11 protein-coding genes are annotated in these 13,846 nt (G+C 68.0%); 6 read left to right on the forward strand and 5 right to left on the reverse strand.

The genetic code is table 11. The annotated features are described in order from the left end of the window. Nucleotides 1–19: 19 nt before the first annotated feature. Together ACR81A_RS01960 and ACR81A_RS01965 are read right to left on the reverse strand one after the other, a co-directional pair. Complete coding sequence (locus tag ACR81A_RS01960) at nucleotides 20–940, reverse strand: ADP-dependent NAD(P)H-hydrate dehydratase (protein ID WP_440312405.1); 921 nt, start codon at nucleotides 938–940, stop codon at nucleotides 20–22. Next, complete coding sequence (locus tag ACR81A_RS01965) at nucleotides 937–2,736, reverse strand: phospho-sugar mutase (protein WP_440312406.1); 1,800 nt, start codon at nucleotides 2,734–2,736, stop codon at nucleotides 937–939. The genes ACR81A_RS01960 and ACR81A_RS01965 overlap by 4 nt, the downstream gene beginning before the upstream one ends. Nucleotides 2,737–3,079: 343 nt before the next feature. Between ACR81A_RS01965 and ACR81A_RS01970 the strand changes: the two genes are divergently transcribed. Continuing rightward, nucleotides 3,080–4,219 carry an AAA family ATPase gene (locus ACR81A_RS01970; protein ID WP_440312407.1) on the forward strand — a complete coding sequence of 380 codons (1,140 nt, stop codon included), beginning with the start codon at nucleotides 3,080–3,082 and terminating at the stop codon, nucleotides 4,217–4,219. 45 nt (nucleotides 4,220–4,264) lie between these two features. On the opposite strand, the gene ACR81A_RS01975 is transcribed toward ACR81A_RS01970, so the two are convergent. Together ACR81A_RS01975 and ACR81A_RS01980 are read right to left on the reverse strand one after the other, a co-directional pair. Continuing rightward, the gene (locus tag ACR81A_RS01975; RefSeq protein ID WP_440312408.1) at nucleotides 4,265–5,734 is read right to left on the reverse strand and encodes a PucR family transcriptional regulator; all 1,470 of its coding nucleotides are present in this window, start codon (nucleotides 5,732–5,734) and stop codon (nucleotides 4,265–4,267) included. 28 nt (nucleotides 5,735–5,762) lie between these two features. Further along, complete coding sequence (locus ACR81A_RS01980) at nucleotides 5,763–6,989, reverse strand: flavin monoamine oxidase family protein (protein ID WP_440312409.1); 1,227 nt, start codon at nucleotides 6,987–6,989, stop codon at nucleotides 5,763–5,765. A 303-nt stretch (nucleotides 6,990–7,292) separates the two neighbouring features. On the opposite strand from ACR81A_RS01980, the gene ACR81A_RS01985 reads away from it, so the two are divergent. From ACR81A_RS01985 to ACR81A_RS02000, 4 genes are read left to right on the forward strand one after another with little or no spacing between them, the layout of a single operon-like run. Then, nucleotides 7,293–8,438, forward strand: coding sequence for an extracellular solute-binding protein (locus ACR81A_RS01985; RefSeq protein WP_202382340.1), 1,146 nt, complete (start codon nucleotides 7,293–7,295; stop codon nucleotides 8,436–8,438). A gap of 5 nt (nucleotides 8,439–8,443) precedes the next feature. Further along, on the forward strand, nucleotides 8,444–9,361 hold the full coding sequence (locus ACR81A_RS01990; protein WP_202382339.1) for an ABC transporter permease: 918 nt from the start codon (nucleotides 8,444–8,446) through the stop codon (nucleotides 9,359–9,361). Continuing rightward, nucleotides 9,361–10,146: an ABC transporter permease gene (locus ACR81A_RS01995; RefSeq protein WP_202382338.1), complete on the forward strand. Its 786-nt coding sequence runs from the start codon at nucleotides 9,361–9,363 to the stop codon at nucleotides 10,144–10,146. Before ACR81A_RS01990 ends, ACR81A_RS01995 begins: the two co-directional genes overlap by 1 nt. A 5-nt stretch (nucleotides 10,147–10,151) precedes the next feature. Next, nucleotides 10,152–11,333 (forward strand): ABC transporter ATP-binding protein, encoded by a 1,182-nt coding sequence (locus tag ACR81A_RS02000; protein WP_440312410.1) that lies wholly within the window; start codon nucleotides 10,152–10,154, stop codon nucleotides 11,331–11,333. Between the two features lie 144 nt (nucleotides 11,334–11,477). Here ACR81A_RS02000 and ACR81A_RS02005 read toward each other — a convergent pair whose 3' ends face one another. Beyond that, on the reverse strand, nucleotides 11,478–12,884 hold the full coding sequence (locus ACR81A_RS02005) for an MFS transporter (RefSeq protein WP_202382336.1): 1,407 nt from the start codon (nucleotides 12,882–12,884) through the stop codon (nucleotides 11,478–11,480). 368 nt (nucleotides 12,885–13,252) lie between these two features. Here ACR81A_RS02005 and ACR81A_RS02010 point away from each other — a divergent pair, with 368 nt between their 5' ends. Then, entirely contained in the window at nucleotides 13,253–13,837 is a 585-nt protein-coding gene (locus ACR81A_RS02010; protein ID WP_202382335.1) for a helix-turn-helix domain-containing protein, read from the forward strand. Nucleotides 13,838–13,846 lie beyond the last annotated feature (9 nt).

Here is a 13,846-nt window from a genome sequence, read left to right on the forward strand (position 1 = left end):
CGGCCCGCCGCGAGAATCTCTACGCCGCGAGCTCCGCGTATGCCGCAGGGAGGGCGCTCACCACGTCTCCAGCGGTGATGGGGCGCTGCACGCCGGTGCCTCCGGCCGCGATGCGGGCTGCGCGATCGTGCAGCTGCGCAGCGGCGATGCCGAGTTCTGCAAGCAGATCGGGATCCTGGCGCACGGCCTCCGTGTGCGCGGCGAGGAGCGCCCCGAGTACGCCGGCGAGCACATCGCCCGTGCCAGCAGTGGCGAGCCAGGGCGTTGCTTCGGGGCCGACGAACTGGTGTCCGTGCGGTGTCGCGGCGATCGTGCGTGACCCCTTCAGCAGTACGGTGACGCCGAGCACCGCCGCGAGTTCGGCGGCGGCGACCCCGCGCCCCGCGATATCTTCCGGTGAACGCAGCGCCGCGGGAACGGCGCCAAGATCCACCGCCTGCCACAGCCGGGTGAACTCGCCTGCGTGCGGAGTGAGGATGAGGGGCGCAGCGACCGTTCGCTCGGCGGCGCTCAGCGCGGCGGCGAGGCCGAGCGCGCCAGCGTCGACAACAACGGGCGCCGAACCTGCAAGGAGCGCAGCAAGCGCAGCGGTCTCCGCGGCAGCGCGGGCAGCGGGGTCGGTGCCCGAACCGATGAGCCAGGCATCGCAGGGCCGTGCCCCCTCGGGTGCCGGGCCGAACACGGTCTCGGGGTGCGCCGCGAGGACGGCAGCCGCGGGGGAGGGCAAGCCCCACGGCGATGCCGCGACGTCGACGGGCGGCACGTAGCGGAGCAGACCGAGCCCGGTGCGCCAGGCGGCCCCGACCCCGAGCACGGCGGCGCCCGGGTACAGTGCCGATCCGGTGCGCACGCCGAGCACACCGCGGCGATACTTGTCGTCGCGCGCACCCGGGCGCCGCAGCCAACGGGCCACGTCGCTCGGGGTGCGCTCGAAGATCATGACGCCACGGGCTCCTGCAGCGCGGCCAGCGTGTCCCGGAGCGCAGCGGCGAGCGTGTCGAGCGCGCTCTGCGCGGCCTCTCGCCGCTCGGCGGCCGTACCCTTGGCGCTGAATGTGTCGAGGTAGACCTTGAGCTTGGGCTCGGTGCCGCTCGGGCGAATCATCACGCGCGCCCCGTCCGCAAGGTCGAAGCGCAGCACATCGGCGGGCACCTCGGCGAGACCGGGCGTGAGGAGATCCTGCAGCTCGGCAACGGCCACCTCGCCGAACGCGGTGGGCGGCTCCTCGCGAATGCGGGCGGACAGCGCGGATGCCGCGGCCATCGAGTCGAGGCGCAGGGTGATCTGCGTGCTCGCGAAGTGCCCGAAGCGCTCTCCCGCGTCGTCGAGCAGGTCCCACACGGTGCGGCCGGCCGCGGCAAGCTCGCGCACCATCGCGATTGCGTCGGCGCTCGCAGAGATGCCGTCCTTGTCGCGCACGATTGCGGGGTGGGTGAGGTAGCCGAGCGCCTCCTCGAAGCCGAAAATGAGGCCGGGTACGCGCGACACCCACTTGAACCCTGAGAGCGTCTCGGCGTAGTCGAGCCCGTACTCAGCGGCAACGGCGCGGAGCGCGGGGGAGGAGACGATCGTGCACGCGAGTGCGCCGGCGGCCTCGGTGCCGAGCAGTTCGGCGCGCACACGCTCGCGCTCGGCGGCGCGCCACCCGAGCAGCAGGCCAAGTTCGTTGCCAGTGAGGCGGCGGTAGCCCTCGGCAGCGGTGGCGTCGGGCAGCGCGATTGCCAGCCGATCCGCATCGGGGTCGTGCGCAACGATGAGCTCCGCGTCCACGGTGCGGGCGACTCGGAACGCAATGTCGAGCGCGCCGGGCTCTTCGGGGTTCGGGAACGCGACCGTGGGGAAGGCGCCATCCGGGCGATCCTGCTCGGGAACGACCGTCACCGAGGGCAGCCCCGCGGCAGTGAAGACGCGGCGCGCGAGATCGGAGCCAACACCGTGCATCGCGGTGTACACGATCCGCAAATCAGATTCGGATCCCGCAGCGACTGCTCCCGCAGCGTCGCGGGGGAAGCCCGCGACGAGGGCAGCGGCGGTGTCTGCGACATACGCGTCGGCGACCTCGGGGCCGAGCACCGTGTACTCGGAGCTGCGCGGCAGCTCGCTGAGCGGGCGCGCAGAGATGCGATCGATGCGCTCGGCGATGTCACCGTCGACGGGTGGCACGATTTGGGATCCCGCGTCGGCGTCGCCGAGGTACACCTTGTAGCCGTTGTCCCGCGGCGGGTTGTGGCTCGCAGTGACCATGACGCCGGCAGAGACACCGAGGTGCCGCACCGCGAAGGCGGTGAGCGGGGTGGGGCCAGGCTCGGGGAAGAGGAAGACGCGGATGCCTGCGCCGGCCATGATCTCGGCGGTGTCGCGCGCGAACACATCGGAGTTCACGCGGCCGTCGTAGCCGATCACGATGGACGGCGGGGTCTCCGTCTCGCCGCGGGCTGCGCGGTCGAGCAGGTATTCGGCGAAGCCGGCGCTTGTCTGCGAGACGACTACGCGGTTCATCCGCAGTGGGCCAGCGCCAAGCGGGCCGCGGAGGCCCGCGGTGCCGAACGCGAGGCGCCCGTCGAAGGCCGCGGTGAGCTCTACGCGCGCGGCCTCGTCGCCCGCGCGGACCCGGGCGACGAGTGCGGTCGTCTCCTCCCGCGTCTCCGCGTCGGGATCCTGCTCGGCCCAGGCGAGCGCCATGTCGAGCAACGGTTCTGCGTCACGTCCGGGGGTTGTCGTCACTCGCTGTCCCATCACGTATGCTCCCTCCCCGGCTGATGCCGAAGTAATTTCAAGCTACCACCCCAGGCAGCGACCCGCCCGCAGCCGGGGTAGGCTGGCCGTCGGGTGTCGCGCTCGGCACCTGAACGCTCTGAGAGAGGATCGCCCATGTGCGCTTCTGTACGCTGCGATGAGTGCAGCAAGATGACCTGGGCCGGCTGCGGCGAGCACATCGAGGAGGCCCTTGCGGGCGTCCCGACGGCTGAGCGCTGCGTGTGCCCGCGCTAGTTTGACCGAGTGACATTTTCAGGAGCGGCCGCCCCACCCGGGGGGCGGCCGCTCCTGCGTTGTCAGGGGTGCGTGCCACACTGGCTGCATGATCACCACGTTCGCGGTTTCCGGGTATCGCTCGCTCGTCGATCTTGTGGTGCCGCTCAGCCCGCTCACGGTCGTGTCTGGCGCCAACGGCACGGGGAAGACCAGCCTGTACCGGGCGCTGCGGCTCCTCGCTGCGGCGGGGGCAGGCGAGATCATTGGCGCGGTAGCGCGCGAGGGCGGGCTTGCGAGCGCGCTGTGGGCGGGGCCCGAGCGGCCGGGCGGGCCAGGCGCGCAGGGCACCGTGCGGAAGGGCCCCATCTCGCTGCGGCTCGGCATCGGCGCAGATGAGTACGGGTACTTGCTCGATCTCGGCCAGCCGCAGGTGGATCCCGGTCGCAGCTATTTTCTGCACGACCCCGAGATCAAGCGCGAGCAGGTGTTTACCGGCAGCATCGCCCGGCCGTCGGCGGTGTTCATCGACCGCACGCGCGGGGCCGTGCGCGTGCGGGAGGACGGGTGGCGCGCGGTGCCGCAGACCCTGCGGCCCGATCAGAGCGTGCTGCGCGACCTCGACGACGCGGGCACGCTCGCGGACACGCTGCGGCTACGCACCCGCATGTCTGAGTGGCGGTGCTACGACCACTTCCGCACCGATCGCGCAGCGCCCGCCCGCCAGGCGCAGGTGGGCACGCGCACCCGCTGGCTGAGCGATGATGGCTCGGATCTCGCGTCCGTGTGGGCGACCGCCATTGAGGCGGGGCAAGACGGGCCGCTCCGGGAGGCGGTGGCCGATGCCTTCCCTGGCTCGCACGTGGAAATTGCGGTGACCGACGGGGTGTTCGAACTCCTGCTGCACCAGCCGGGGCTTCTGCGCCCGCTCGGCACGGCCGAACTCTCCGACGGCACACTGCGCTACCTGCTGCTCTGCGCCGCACTGCTGCCCGCGGAGCCGCCTCCCCTCATCGTGTTGAACGAGCCGGAGGGTTCGCTCCACCCGGGGCTGCTCGAACCGCTGGGTGCGTTGATCGCGCGGGCAGCCCGGCGCACACAGGTGCTCGTCGTGACACACGCCGCTCCGCTCCGCCGGGCGCTCGCTGCGGCGGGCTCAGAGATCGAGCTCGAGTCTGCGGGCTGGGGCACCCAGGTGCGCGGGCAGGGACTCCTCGATGCGCCCGCCTGGGTGTGGCCGAAGCGGTAGACGCCGCGCCGGTGTGCGGTTGCGATCCCGATCGAGACAGGTGAGCTACCCGCCAGAACCCGCGGGGTCCACGCGCTCGGGGTCATCGGCCGGGGGATCGCTGGGCGCGAGATCCCCGCTGCGGATCGCGGCCTGCACGGCGAGCCAGCACTCTGCCGTGTCCTCCATCGAGGAGAGGTCGCGGCCGATGATCTTTTCGATGCGAGAGATGCGCGCGATGAGGGTCTGCCGGTGCACGAACAATCGCTCGGAGGCACGCACCCAGCTCCGGTTCTCCTCAAGGAACACGCGCAGTGTGTGCGTGAGCGAGGTGCCGCGCTGCTCGTCGTAGGTGCGGAGCGGACCCAGCACCTGGCGCGCAATTTCGCGCAACTGATCAGGATCGGAGGGGAGGAACAGCGACGTGTTGGCCTGCTCTTCGAAGCGGAGCAGCTTGCCGGATTGGTGCGCGCGGATCAGCGCGCTGCGTGCCTGGCGCAGCGCGGTGGGGAGCGCATCGAGGTCGGTGAAGGGGGCGCTCACGCCGAGCCCCGCGTGGCTGCCGGCGAGCGCCTCGAACAGGGGCTCGACGTCGGCCCCCATGGCAGCGAGCACGAGCACCTGACTGTCCTTCACCGTGGCGAGAGCGGCGACCTGCGCCGTGCCGAAGGATGCGTGCACCTCGTCGAGCGTGGCGCGGGCATCCGGCCGCTGCGAGACGGCGAGCTGGAACGGCGGCTCAAGGCCGTACGCCGCGATGAGGTGATCTGCGGGCGCCGAGGCGACCGACTCGTCGCAGAGGTCGGTGAGGAGTAGGGAGCCGTGCAGCCAGTCGCTGCGCCGCGCCGCGACCTTCACCGAGAGCGCGTTGTCGACGATGCCCGCGGCATGCCGCAGCTGCGCCCGGTCGATGGGCCCGGCGTGCGCCACACGGAGTTCGATCTCCCCCGGTGAGAGCATGGGCACCGCCCAGGTACCGGGCGCCAGCTGGTGCAGTGCGCCCGGCCCCACGCTCGAGTCGCGCGGGGCGAGGCTGAGCGCGGCGCGCAGGATCCGACCGAGTTCGTCGAGCAGAGCGTCGATCCCATCGTCGACCGCGTGCTCGCTGAGCGCGGCGTACATCCGTTCCGTCTGCTGCACACGCTCGGCGCGTTCGCGCTGCACCGCCTCGGCGACGAGCATGGCGAGCGAGACGAACCGCACGTCGTACTCGGTCTCGAGCACGGGGAAGCCGATGCGCGCCGCATGGGCAAGTGCCTCGGCCGTGAACGGGTGTGCGGGCATCTCGGCGTCGATCGCGACGGCCGCGATCCCGGCCCGGTGCATGCCGTCCAGGTAGGCGATCTGTGCGGCCGACTCGGCGGGGACACCGAGGCCCGTGGTCATGACGAGTGCGTCCTGGCCGAGCCACTCCCACGGCTCCGCCAGCTCGCACACGTGCGCCCAGGCGATCGGGCGCTCCTCACCCACGCCGGGGGTGAGCGAGCGGGTTCCCGCGGCGGGGGTCGTGAGGAGTGAGCGGACGGTGAACGTCATCGGGCGTGCGGTCGTCGGTGCGGGAGCATCATCTCTCCATCTGGATGAGCGCGGCAGCGGCACGCACACCCGAGGCGACGGCGCCGGAGAGCGATTGGGCGAGGCCCGTGTGCTCGCCCGCGATGGCCACGCGGCCGGCAGCGGAGTTGAATGCGGTCGCGTCGGCGGCGGCCCACTCGAGCCCGGGAGCGGAGTATGAACCGCGCGCCCACGGGTCGTCCGCCCAGGTGGTGAGCAGCACATCGCCGTCGATCTCAAGTTCGGGGCGCATCGCGCGAAGCGCGGCCACCCAGCCGTCGGAGCCCGCGGTCACGTTCAGGGCGTCCAGCGCGAACGGGCCGCCGGCGAAAGAGGAGAGCGCGTTGATTCGGCTGACACCGTCGATACTCAGCGAACGCCACGACCACCACGTGTGCTCGGGGTTCTGCAGGGCGATGTCATCGTCGACGCGGCTGAACGGGATGCCGAGTTTCGCTGCGACTCCCATGAAGCGGTGGTCGAGGGCGCGCTGCTGTGCCTCCGGGAGCGCGAAGCCGAGCTCGAGTTCACGCAGCAGTGGGAGGGGGACGGAGATCACGGCGGCGTCGGCCTCAAGCCGCGTGCCATCGCTCAGCGTGACCTGCACGCCGCTTTCGCTCTGATCAACCGCCTGCACCGGGCTCTCCAGCCGCACGCGGTCACCGAGGCGCCGCGCGAGCTCGATGGACAGTGCCTGGTTGCCGCCCACGAAGCGGCCGCCATCCTCGATGTACCCGTCTACGGTGGAGGACTCGTGCAGCAGCACGGCTTCGGCGCTCACAAGCGCGGGATCTGCCGCAGCAGACGTGGTGGTACGGCGGTACACGGGGTCGAGGCGGTAGTCGGTGCCGAGCGCTTCGGCGAACGCGCGCTCGAGCGACACCTCTCTCTCGCCGTCGGCGATCATGGTGGCCAGGGTAGCGCGGACGCGCTCGCTCGTCTCACTGAGCTCGGCAAACGAGATGATGCGGCCGGCAACCGTGCGTCGGCCATAGCGCACGTTGTGCGACATGATCGGCACGCCGACCTCAGCGGCGAGCCGCCGGATCGCGAACTCGGTCGGGAAGATGTACTCGCCGCCGCGCTCGGTGACCTCGCCGTTGCCGAGGCGTTCCGACCAGGTGCGGCCGCCCACGCGATCTCGCGCCTCGAGCACCGTGCAACGGTGCCCGGCCTTCTCGAGCTCCCAGGCGGCGGTGAGCCCGGCGAGACCTGCTCCAACGACCAAGACGTCCATGCGTGTTCCTCCTTGAACAGCTTTGCGTGTGGCTCCCATCGTAGGGATCCATTGCGCACTCGTGGGTCTCGATCCGGCTCTCGCGCCCGATTGCTTATGTTTGTACACCCCCGCCCGGGGGTGGTGTACGAAGCTATGAAACATGCGGCAGGCGGTAACGAACAGGTAACAGGGCGGGGGGTGCGGGCGCGAATGGCTGCTAGCTTCGGGGTCGCCGGGGTCGTCCGATTCCCCGTTCGCGGGGCGAATCAGCCTGGCACACCACGATCATGAGGACCACGATCACGACGAAGTGAGGAACACATGTCCACTCTGAACACGTTGCAGGGGGCCCGTCGCCCTGCCGCCCGCCGAGCCATCGCGCTCGCCGCGGGCACCGCCGCGCTCGCGCTGACACTTGTCGGCTGCAGCGGCGGCGCTGAGCCCGAGGCGGCGCCCGAGCGCGACCTCGGCACCCCGGTCGCCGGCGAGATCAAGGCGGGCGCACTCGAGGGCACCACGCTCACGTTCGCCGGCTCCGGCGGCGTCTTCCAGGACGGCCAGAAGGCCGCCCTCTGGGATCCCTTCGCTGAGGCATCGGGGGCCACCTTCAACCAGGACGCGTTCGACGCGGGCAAGCTGAAGGCCATGGTCGACAGCGGCAACGTCAGCTGGGACATCGTCAACACGACGCAGTTCGACACGGCGCGCGGCTGCGGCACCCTGTACGAGGAGTACGACTACTCGCAGATCGACATCTCGAAGATCCCCGAGGGCACCATCACCGACAAGTGCATGGTTCCCCAGATCCTCTACGGCCTGGTCGTTGCGTACAACACCGAAGCCTTCGGCGACAACCCGCCAACGAGCGCCGCAGACTTCTTCGACACCAAGAAGTTCCCGGGTAAGCGCACGGTCAGCCAGTCGACCTATGTCGACCCGCAGACGGTCGAGTTCGCGCTCACCGCGCAGGGCAAGGACGTGAAGAACCTGAAGCCCGAAGACATCGAGGGCGCGTTCGACATGTACAAGGAGCTCGGCGACAACGTGATCGGCTGGACCACCGGCGCGGCTGCACAGCAGCAGCTCGAGTCCGGTGAGGCCGTGATGGGTCTCGTCTGGTCGGGCCGCGGCTACGGCGCCGCCTCCGCGGGTGCACCGATCGCCCCGATGTGGGATCAGTGGATGATCATGGTCGACTCGAACGGCATCCCCAAGGGTGTGAAGGACAAGCAGGCAGCGTTCGCCGCGGTGAACTACTCGCTGGGCGCTGAGCAGCAGGCCAAGATGACCGAAGAGACCTCGTACGGTGGCGTCAACATCGACGCGAAGCCGAAGATGGATGAGCAGCTCACCACCTGGATGACGACCGAGCACCTCGACACCGGCATTGCGCCGAACGTCGACTTCTGGGTCGAGAACTACGACGCTCTCGCCGCTGCGTGGGCTGGCTGGGCGACCGGTAACTGATCACCATGACTGACCACACCGTCACCGAGGGCGATACGTCGACACGTGCGATCGCCCTCGGTGCGGACCCCGGGGCCGCGAAGAAGCGGGGGCCAAAGAACTGGCGTCCGCTCCTCCTCCTCGTCCCGGCGTTCGTGATCGTTTCCCTGTTCTTCCTCGCGCCGCTGATCGATGTGTTCATCCGCTCGGTCACGGACCCGAAGCCCGGCATGCAGAACTATGTCTGGCTGTTCACGACCGAGGCAAACCTCAACGTGGTGCTGCGCACCTTCGGCACCGCGATCATCGTGACGATTGTCTGTCTCGTGCTCGCGTACCCGTACGCGTACCTCATGACCATCGTGTCCGACCGCACGCGCAACCTCATGCAGCTGTTCATCATGATGCCGCTGTGGACCTCGATCCTCGTGCGGACCCTCGCGTGGATGGTGCTCCTGCAGGACACGGGGCCGATCAACGGTATTCTCGCGGCATGGTTCGGCATCGGGCCGATCCCGCTCATCCGCACCACCTTCGGTGTCGCGCTCGGTATGAGCCAGGTGCTGCTGCCGTTTATGGTGCTGCCGCTCTACTCGTCGATGTCGAAGATTGACAAGCGACTCCTGCCGGCGGCCTCAAACCTTGGCGCGAACCCCGTCACTGCATTCTTCACGGTGTACCTCCCCCTGTCGAAGCCCGGGATCTTCTCGGGTGGCGTGACGGTGTTCATCCTCGGCCTCGGCTTCTACATCATTCCCGCGCTACTCGGCTCGTCGAAGGAGATCATGATTTCCGCGATGATTCAGCAGCAGATCAGCGTCTTCCTCATGTGGGGCCAGGGCACCGCACTCGGCATCTTCTTGCTGGTGTGCACGATCCTGATCCTGGTGGTCGTGTCACGGCTCAATAAGGGTGGCAGCCTGTTCCCGGGGGTGAATCGCTAATGACGTTCAAGCGTGTACTCGGTGTCTTCGCCGTGCTGATCGTGATCTGGCTGATCCTGCCCACGCTCGTGATCGTGCCGATGTCGTTCAACGAGGCTCCCTCGTTCAACTTCCCGCCGAAGGGCTTCTCGACCCGCTGGTACGAGAACTTCTTCACTGATCCGAGCTGGATGAAGTCGCTCTTCTCGTCACTGCAGGTCGCGCTGCTCACCATGATCGTCGCGACCGCGGTGGGCGTGCTTGCAGCACTCGGCCTGTCCAAGGTGAAGTTCCGCGGCAAGGGGCTCCTGGAAGGCTACTTCCTGCTACCGCTCATCGTGCCGGGCATCGTTCTCGCGGTGGGTCTGTACTCCCTGTTCCTGCGGATGAACCTGTTGGGCACCCTGCCCGGCTTCATCCTCGCCCACACGATCGTCGCTATGCCGCTCGTCATCACGAACGTGATGGCGTCACTGCAGGGTCTCGATCCCAGGCTTGAACAGGCATCCGCGTCGCTCGGCGCCGGCCGGGTACGCACCTTCTTCAGCATTACGCTGCCGCTCATCGCCCCCGGCGTCACCGCCGGTGCGCTGTTCGCCTTCGTCACCTCGTTCGACGAAGTGATCCTGTCGCTGTTTATTCAGAGCCCCTCCCTGCAAACGCTGCCGGTGAAAATCTTTAACAGCGTCACCCAGACCAATGACCCCACGGTGGCCGCCGTGGCGGTGATCACGATGCTCACCTCGGTGGTCGTGATGCTCATCGCCCAGTTCGCCACGCGGAAGAGAAAGCGACCGGTAGCGTGAACGCTATGACTCACAACGACATCCCGGTGCCCGAGGGGCACGAGGCGGAACTCCGCTCCGAGGGACTCAACACCCAGACGATCCACACGATCGGCGAGGCGGGCATTAGCCTCGCCCAGGTGACGAAGCGCTACGGCGACAAGGCTGTGGTCGACGAGATCGATCTGGTGATCGAACCCGGCGAGTTCATGACCTTCCTCGGCCCCTCGGGTTCGGGCAAGACCACTACCCTCAACATGATTGCCGGGTTCACCGGTGTCACCGAGGGGCACCTGCACATCTATGGCAAGCCCGTAGCGAAGCTGCCGCCGCACAAGCGCGACATCGGCATGGTGTTCCAGAACTATGCGCTGTTCCCGCACAAGACGGTGGCCGAGAACATCGCGTACCCGCTGCAGCGCCGCAAGCTGAGCAAGGCCGAGCAGCAGGAGAAGGTGTCGGCGGCTCTCGCGATGGTGCGCATGGGCGAGTACGGGGATCGCTACCCGTCGGAGCTTTCCGGAGGCCAGCAGCAGCGTGTGGCACTCGCTCGCGCGCTGGTCTACGAGCCCCGCGTGCTGCTCATGGACGAGCCGCTCGGCGCACTCGACAAGAAGCTGCGCGAGTGGCTGCAGACCGAGATTAAGCGTATTCACCGCGAGGTCGGCTCGACGTTCGTCTACGTGACGCATGATCAGGAGGAAGCGCTGTCGATGTCGGATCGCATCGCGGTCTTCAACAACGGCAAGATCGAGCAGGTGGGCACCGCCGAGGATCTCTACGAGGCGCCGCAGACGCTCTTCGTGGGGCGCTTCCTCGGTGAATCGACCGTGCTGCTCGGTACGGGCACCGCGGTGGGGGAGCGACAGACTGCGATCGATGTTGCCGGGCACCGCGTCGTTGCCGATGGGCAGTCGATTCATTCGGACCTCGCGATCCTGATCCGACCCGAAAACCTGCGGCTCGAGCCGGCGGGCACGGCCCCCACCGAGACGCAGAACGCGATCCCCGTGAGGATCCTCGATGTGACCTACCTGGGAGCATCGCGGCGCTACACGGTGCGGCTGCCCGATGGTACAGAGGGTGCGGTTCGTCTCGGGCAGGAGGCGCGCATTCACAACCGCGGCGATGAGGTCGCGATGATGTGGGATATCGACTCGGGCGTGCTGCTCGTCGACACGGGTGAGGCGGGCGAGTCGGCCACCTAGGCCGGTTCGCAGGGGCCTTCATCCCGACCCCACCCCACACCACCCCACACGGGCAGGTTCCCGCCGGAAGGGCATCGAATCTCGCAAGATTTCGTGCCCTCCCGGCGGGAACCTGCCCTTGTGCGGGGTCGAACGGGGTGTGGGCTACGCCTCCATGTCGATGTGCTTGGTCTCCGGCGTCAGGATGAGCGAGACGAGCGTGAGGATCGCCGCACCAGTGAGGTAGAGGCCCACGTAGACGGGGCTGCCATCAGCGAGCCCCCACAGCCACACCGCGATGATCGGGGCGAGCGCGGCGCCCAGGATCGATGACACGTTGTAGGCGATCGCCGACCCGGTGTAGCGCACGTGGGTGGGGAACATCTCGGGCAGGAAGGCGCCCATCGGGCCGAACGTGAGGCCCATCAGTGTGAAGCCGAGCGCGAGGAAGAACATCACGCGCGCGGTGTCGCCCGCAAGCAGTGGCACGAACAGGAAGCCGAAGGCCGCGATGGCCACGGTCACCCAGATGAGCGTGCGGCGCCGCCCGAAGCGATCTGCGAGCGGCCCGGACACGAGCGTGAAGATGCCGAAGAAGACGACTCCGAACACCAGCATCAGAATGAAGTCGTTGTACGCATAGCCGAGACCGGGAACGTAGCTCGACGCGTCGAAGTCGGTGCCGGCCTCCGCGGCTGCCTGCTGGGCGGCCTCGAGCCCCGGACGGGTGCCGAACGTGAGCGTGTACGACGTCATCAGGTAGAACAACACGTAGGTGGCGAGCATCGCAAACGTGCCCAGGATGAGCGCGCGCCAGTGATCCCGGAACGCCACGGCGAGCGGCATGCGCGTCACCTTGCCGCTCGCCTTCGTGCGCTCGAACGCGCTCGACTCGACGAGCTTGAGGCGCACCCACAGGCCCACGATCACCATCACCGCGGAGAAGAGGAACGGGATCCGCCAGCCCCAACTGAGGAAGGCCTCGGATGCGATCCCGGGCTGATCGGGATCAGCGAGTGCGACGTTGATCACAAAGAACAACATGTTCGCGATGATGAAGCCGAGCGGGGCGCCGAGCTGTGGGAACGTGCCGTACCAGGCGCGTTTGCCTTCTGGAGCGTTTTCCGTTGCGACGAGAGCGGCGCCAGACCACTCGCCGCCGATCGCGAAGCCCTGCGCGAGGCGCATGAGGAGGAGGAGAACGGCAGCCCACGCGCCAATCTGCGAGTACGTGGGCAGCACGCCGATGAGGAAGGTCGCGACACCCATGGTGATGAGTGAAGCGACAAGCGTGGTCTTGCGACCCAAACGGTCGCCGAGGTGGCCGAAGAACACCGCACCAATGGGGCGCGCGAGCATTGCGGCGCCGAACGTCGCGAATGAGGCGAGGAGCGCGGTGGTGTCATTCCCGGTGGGGAAGAAGAGGTGCGGGAAAACGAGCACGGCCGCGGTTGCGTAGACGTAGAAATCGTAGAACTCGATCGTCGTGCCGATAAGGCTGGCGAGGATCACGCGAGACGGCGAATTGCGGGGTGTGGCGGGCGTCGCTGAGGCGACTGCGGAGGAACTCATGTGGGGCTTTCGGGTGGGACGAAGCGCCAGCCCAAAAACGTCGGTGTGGTGTGAGTCGGCTTGCGCCAAGGAAACCGGGAGTCCTTTGTGGGAATCCGTAGCACCATGGTACGCCTCACCGGCGGCCACATTGCGCGATGTGTCGCGCTGGAAGCGAATCAAGTGTCCGCGCTGGGAACCGTGCCGAGTTTTCGGAGGGTGACCAGTGGTTTCTCTGCTACGGCGGCGCACGTGCTTGCGCTTGTCGAAATAGCCCGGTAGCTTGGGCGCATCACTGAACATTGTGTTCAGTGACAAGAACAGTGGTGTTCAGAATCACGCCCAGTGCGTGTAGCAGGAACTCCGCTCGGAAGCAACGGGGGTTCCGAATGACCGATGATCAAGAGCTTGGCCAGCGCGTCGCGCAGTTTCGTGAACTGCGCGGTCTCAGCCTGCGCGCGCTCGCCGCAGCGGCGGGCGTGAGCTCGAGCTTTCTCAGCCAGCTTGAGAACGGCCGTACTAACGCTTCTGTCGCCTCCCTGCGAAAGATCGCTGCAGCGCTTGGGGTCACACCCGCGCATCTCCTCGATGCTTCGAATGGGCACACCCGGGGCGTCTTGCGCGCCGCCGACCGGCCGACGTTGCCCCTGGCAGGCGCCGAGAAGTTTGTGATTTCGCAAGAACCTCTGCGAAACCTTGAGATCTACTCGGGATCCTTCCCCGCGGGCGGAAGCACCGGCTCCGACCCCTACAGTCACGGCAACGCCCAGGAATTCCTGATCGTGGTTGCGGGCACCGTGGTGCTTGAACTCGCGGGTGAGCGGTACGAGATGCACAAGGACGACTCGATTGAGTTTTTGAGTTCTGTGCCGCACCGCATCGTGAACGAGTCCGACGCGGAAGCCGAGGTGCTGTGGATCAACAGCCCGCCGACTGCCGCCGAAGAGTTTCACCCCACCGACGCTGCCGTCTAGCGCCACCCA

The sequence above is a fragment of the Leucobacter chromiireducens genome (genome assembly GCF_051993095.1).
Taxonomy (GTDB): Bacteria; Actinomycetota; Actinomycetes; order Actinomycetales; family Microbacteriaceae; genus Leucobacter; species Leucobacter chromiireducens.